Annotated in this window: 6 protein-coding genes; 5 read left to right on the top strand and 1 reads right to left on the bottom strand. The window is 72.7% G+C overall.

What is annotated here, in order from left to right:
- Window positions 1–99 precede the first annotated feature (99 nt).
- On the top strand, window positions 100–594 hold the full coding sequence (locus QL987_RS16655) for a hypothetical protein (RefSeq protein ID WP_290158766.1): 495 nt from the start codon (window positions 100–102) through the stop codon (window positions 592–594).
- Between the two features lie 64 nt (window positions 595–658).
- On the opposite strand, the gene QL987_RS16650 is transcribed toward QL987_RS16655, so the two are convergent.
- Window positions 659–1,534 carry a DUF808 domain-containing protein gene (locus tag QL987_RS16650; protein WP_290158764.1) on the bottom strand — a complete coding sequence of 292 codons (876 nt, stop codon included), beginning with the start codon at window positions 1,532–1,534 and terminating at the stop codon, window positions 659–661.
- Between the two features lie 140 nt (window positions 1,535–1,674).
- On the opposite strand from QL987_RS16650, the gene QL987_RS16645 reads away from it, so the two are divergent.
- Genes QL987_RS16645 through QL987_RS16630 form a run of 4 tightly spaced genes read left to right on the top strand, consistent with a single transcriptional unit; the run spans window position 1,675 to window position 4,478 of the window.
- Window positions 1,675–2,358 carry a YceI family protein gene (locus QL987_RS16645; protein ID WP_290158763.1) on the top strand — a complete coding sequence of 228 codons (684 nt, stop codon included), beginning with the start codon at window positions 1,675–1,677 and terminating at the stop codon, window positions 2,356–2,358.
- A 2-nt stretch (window positions 2,359–2,360) separates the two neighbouring features.
- Window positions 2,361–2,870 (top strand): sigma-70 family RNA polymerase sigma factor, encoded by a 510-nt coding sequence (locus QL987_RS16640; protein ID WP_111076476.1) that lies wholly within the window; start codon window positions 2,361–2,363, stop codon window positions 2,868–2,870.
- Window positions 2,867–3,577 (top strand): zf-HC2 domain-containing protein, encoded by a 711-nt coding sequence (locus QL987_RS16635; RefSeq protein WP_290158762.1) that lies wholly within the window; start codon window positions 2,867–2,869, stop codon window positions 3,575–3,577. Before QL987_RS16640 ends, QL987_RS16635 begins: the two co-directional genes overlap by 4 nt.
- 25 nt (window positions 3,578–3,602) lie before the next feature.
- Entirely contained in the window at window positions 3,603–4,478 is an 876-nt protein-coding gene (locus QL987_RS16630) for a serine hydrolase (RefSeq protein WP_290158760.1), read from the top strand.
- Window positions 4,479–4,675 lie beyond the last annotated feature (197 nt).

The following is a 4,675-nucleotide window of genomic DNA, read 5'->3' as shown; positions in this document are numbered from 1 at the left end:
AGGCCACGTCGGACGGCATCCATCTCGATCCGGCAACGTTCCGCCTCCCGCGCCCGCGCTCCCGCACGGACACGAGCGTCGCTCGCTACGTTGTCGCGCATGTCTCATGAGCTGTCTGTCGGACGACCGGTGGTGGCGCTGCTCGCCGCGGTGGGTGTGCTCGCCCTCGCCGGCTGCACCCCGGAGCCGGTCGACCCGGCCGCCGTCGATCGGTGGAGCGCCTCGAGTGACGCCGCCGTGGAGCACGACGACGACCTGCTCGCGGTGCTCAGTGCCCAGGTCGGCGCCGGGAAGACCGAGGAGCGCGAACGTGGGTCGGTCGCGATGACCTTCGCGGCGCCGGCGGAGGTCGACGCGGTGGAGTTCTCGTGCTTCGGGGACGGCACGATGTCCGGGATGCTGCTCCTCGACGCCCGGTCGACCTCCCGGTCGCTCGGACTCGAACCACTGCAGTGCGGCGATGGTCCGCACCGCCTGCGGGTCCCGGCGACCTGGCGCCACCACGTCGACCGGGTCTCCTTCGGAGCCGGTGACAGCACGGCCGACAGTGCCTGGCAGCTGACCGTCCGCGGCTCCGGCGGCGCCGCGGACTGACCCGCCGCGGACTGACCCGCCGCGGACTGACCCGCCGCTGTCTGACCCGCCGCCGCTGTCCGGCTCAGTGCGAGCGGCCCCGCAGCCGTCCGATCCCCAGGACGACCCCGACGACGACCATGCCCAGCACGAGCCCCGCGACAGCCGAGACCGCAGTGTCCACGACCCACGTCACGACCGGTCCGGCACCCTCGACGGCGTGTTCGACGTGGTGCAGCAGCTCGTACGGCCCCGCCCAGAACGTCTCGGCCAGGTTCGCGATCACCAGGTGTCCACCGACCCAGAGCATCGCGACCGTGCCGACGATGCTGATCACGCGGAACACGGCCGGCATCGCGCGGACGATCCGGGCGCCGGCACGACGGGTGCGGCGGACGGGGTTCTTCATCATCTGCAGGCCGATGTCGTCGATCTTCACCAGCAGCGCGACGGCGCCGTAGACCAGCAGGGTCATGCCGAGGCCGATCACCGCGAGCGCCCCGAGGGTCTGCCAGAAGCCCAGGTCGGTGTCCAGGCTGGCGAGCCCGATGAGCATGATCTCGGTGCTGAGGATCAGGTCGGTGCGGATCGCGCCGAACACCAGCTTCGGTTCGCTCGCCGCACCCTCCGCGGCGGCCTCGTGGTGCACGCCGAACCACTCGGTGACCTTCTCGGCCCCCTCGAAGCACAGGTAGGTGCCGCCGATGACGAGCAGCCACGGCAGCACCCAGGGGGCGAACGCCGACAGCAGCAGCGCCAGCGGGATGATGATGACGAACTTGTTGAACAGGCTGCCGAGGGCGATGCGGCCCACGACGGGCAGTTCGCGTGCGGGGTCCAGGCCCTGCACGTACTGCGGGGTGACGGCGGCGTCGTCGATGACGACGCCCGCGGTCTTCGCGCTGGCCTTGAGTGCCGCGCTGAGGATGTCGTCCACGACGGCGAGCAGTCCGACTGACATGGGTGGTCTCCTCGAGGGTCCGGACAGCGTCCGGGCAGGCTGTCCGACCGCTCAGGCTAGTTGGCCCAAGGTGGGCGTTCCCGCTGAGCCGACCGATCCGTGAACGATCCCGACGCCGGTCTCGTGTCCTGGGTATGGGAATGCGAACTCGTACCAAGGTCATCATCGGCATCGCGGCGGGCGTCGTCGTCATCGCGGGGGTCGGCGTCGTCGTCGGCCCGCGCCTCTACGCGGACGCCGTCAACGGTTCCGCCGCCGCCGCGCCGTCGCTCTCCCCGAGCGCCGCGGGCAAGCTCGACGCCGCCTCCGCCGACGGCACGTGGAAGTCCGGCTCCGGTTCCTACGCCGGGTACCGGGTGCACGAGGTCCTGCAGGGGCAGGATGTCACCGTGGTCGGACGGACGAAGCAGGTGGAAGGCACGGCGACCGTCGCCGACGGCAAGCTCTCCGACGCCACCGTCACCGTCCAGGTCGGCAAGATCAGCACGCCGGAGGCCGCGCGCGACGCCTACTTCCGTGACAAGGCCCTGCAGACCGACCAGTTCCCGACCGCGACGTTCCGCGTCACGAAGCCGGTGGACGTCTCGACCGCCCTGGGCGGCTCGACCCAGAGCGTCACCCTCAGCGGCGACCTCACCATGCACGGCGTCACGAAGACCGTGCAGGCCGACGCGCAGGTCGCGGTCGGCAAGGACGGGGACGTCCAGGTCGCAGGCAAGGTCCCGGTCACGTTCCAGGACTACGGCGTCACGGCACCGTCGCTCGGCTTCGTCACGGTGGACCCGAAGGGCTCGGTCGAGTTCTCACTCGACCTCGCGAAGTGACGATGGCCGCATCGGGACCGGACGAGCTACTCGGCGCGCTGTACCGCGAGCACGGCGACGCACTGCTCCGGTACGTGCGGCACCTCACCCGCGACGCCGCCCACGTCGACGACATCGTCCAGGAGACGATGGTCCGCGCGTGGCAGCGGCCCACCGTGTTGGAACGGGAACCGGACGCCGCCCGCGCCTGGCTGTTCACGGTGGCGCGCAACCTGGTCGTCGACGACGCCCGGTCCGCCCGGAACCGCCGGGAGCACGGCACCGAGCACCCGGTCGACCGCATCGAGGCGGACCGGACCGACGCGGTCCTCGACCGCATCGTCGTCGCCGACGCCCTGGCGTCGTTGTCGTCGGAACACCGCCGGGTGGTCGTCGACGCGTACTGGCTCGGGCACACCGTGCCCGAGATCGCCCGGCGACACGACCTCCCGGAGGGCACCGTGAAGTCACGGCTGCACTACGGGCTCCGAGCACTGCGGCTGGCCCTGCAGGAGAGAGGCGTCACCCGATGAGCGACGACCGCTACGCCGAGTGGGACGCGGCCTACGTCCTCGGTTCACTGCCGCCCGCCGAACGCCTGGAGTACGAGCGCCACCTGGAGCACTGCGATGCGTGTCGCTCGGCCGTCGCCGAGCTGGCCGGTCTGCCGGGGCTGCTGGGGCGCCTCCCGGCCGACGCCGCGGTGGAGATCGCGGAACCGGACGGGAGGCCCGTCACCGGCCACGAGAGCACCCTCGCCTCGGTCGCGCACCGCGTCCGTCGTCGTCGGCGTCGGCGCCGTGCGATCGTGTCCGTCAGCGCCGGCTTCGCCGTCGTCGTCGCCGTGGTCGCGGGGCTCGGGGTCGGCCTGCGTGCCGACGCACCGGGCACCGAGGCGGCCGCGCCGACCGTGTCGACCGGCGCCACCGCGGACCGCTACGCGCTCACCGGCAAGTCCGGGTTCGACGTCGACCTGGCGGTGCGCAACGAGGCCTGGGGCACCCGGTTCGACTGGGGCTGCTCCTACGGCGGGCGTGACTGGTCGGCGGACGGCTCCGTGATGTACGACCTGGTGGTCGTCCGCACCGACGGCTCTGACGAACGGATCGCGTCGTGGACGGCGTCCGGGCGGGAGGCCCACGGGCTGTCCGCCACGACCGACGTGCCCCGCGCCGACATCGCGAGCGTCGAGGTCCGGCTGCGTGGCGAGACGGGGACGCTCGCGCGGACCGACCTCTGACGCGCTGGCACGGCAGGATGGTCCGGTGACACGTGCGCAGACCGTCCGCGATGCCGTCGTCGACGAGGTCGCCCGCACCGGCTTCGTCGCCCACGGCCTGCACGTGCGCCTCGGTGACGACGTCGCGGAGCACCACTGGGTGCCCGACGTCCGCCGCGACGTGCAGTCCGTCGCGAAGGGCGTCTGCGTCCTGGCGGCCGGCATCGCGGCGGACGACGGGCTGGTCGACCTCGACGAACCGGTGTCGGCCCTCCTGCCCGGCTGGCGGTTCGGCGACGGCACGGACGCCGTCACCCTCCGGCACCTGCTGAGCATGACGAGCGGCGTCGACCTGCCGTGGACGCCGACGCTCCTGACCGACTGGCCGGACCTGGCCGTCGAGTTCCTCGGGCGACCCTCACGCGGACGCGTGTTCCAGTACGCGAACGCCAGCACCTACACGGCGATGCGCGTGCTCGAGACCCGGGTCGGTGACGTCGGCCGCTTCGTGCAGGACCGGCTGCTCACCCCGCTCGGCATCGCGGACGCCGAGTGGGAGCGCTGCCCGCTCGGCTTCGTCGCGGCCGGCGGCGGGCTGTGGCTCGACACCGCCGAACTCGCGCGCCTCGGCCGGTTCGTCCGCGACCGCGGCCAGGTCGACGGCCGACAGCTCGTGGCGTCCCGATGGGTCGACGCGCTGCACACCGACTGGGTCGTCGCGGGGCGGAACCCCGGGTACGAGCGGTACGCGCTCGCCGGGTGGGACGGTCCCGCGCAGCTGTGGCGGTTGCACGGCGCGTACGGGCAGATGCTGCTGTTCGACGAGGCCAGGAGCGCCGTGGTGACCGTCACGGCCGACGACCACGCCGGGGCGGACGCGGTGGGGGCGTTCGTCGCGGCGGCGCTCGCCGCGGACGCCTGAGCCCCCGCCGACGCGCCCGCCGACGCCCCCGCCGACCTTCCCCCGAACTGGGGTCGTGAATCCGGCTCAGGTCCGCACTTCCGCCGACTGACGGCCGGCGACCCCGTCAGTACGGTCGTTGCGTGCCACCACGCCACGCGGAACGACCGCGCAGAAGCAGCTCCTCGCCCCGCTCCATCGCGCCGTCCGCGGTCCTC

Origin of the sequence: Curtobacterium sp. APC 4022, assembly GCF_030407555.1 — a bacterium.
Classification (GTDB): domain Bacteria; phylum Actinomycetota; class Actinomycetes; order Actinomycetales; family Microbacteriaceae; genus Curtobacterium.
Note: the sequence above shows the minus strand (reverse complement) of the source record. Positions and strands in the feature narration are given on the sequence as shown.

What these genes read in the sequence shown, in the direction of transcription:
- QL987_RS16655 (WP_290158766.1), top strand. Translation starts at nt 100, where the DNA reads ATGTCTCATGAGCTGTCTGTCGGACGACCGGTGGTGGCGCTGCTCGCC.
- QL987_RS16650 (WP_290158764.1), bottom strand. Translation starts at nt 1,534, where the DNA reads ATGTCAGTCGGACTGCTCGCCGTCGTGGACGACATCCTCAGCGCGGCA.
- QL987_RS16645 (WP_290158763.1), top strand. Translation starts at nt 1,675, where the DNA reads ATGCGAACTCGTACCAAGGTCATCATCGGCATCGCGGCGGGCGTCGTC.
- QL987_RS16640 (WP_111076476.1), top strand. Translation starts at nt 2,361, where the DNA reads ATGGCCGCATCGGGACCGGACGAGCTACTCGGCGCGCTGTACCGCGAG.
- QL987_RS16635 (WP_290158762.1), top strand. Translation starts at nt 2,867, where the DNA reads ATGAGCGACGACCGCTACGCCGAGTGGGACGCGGCCTACGTCCTCGGT.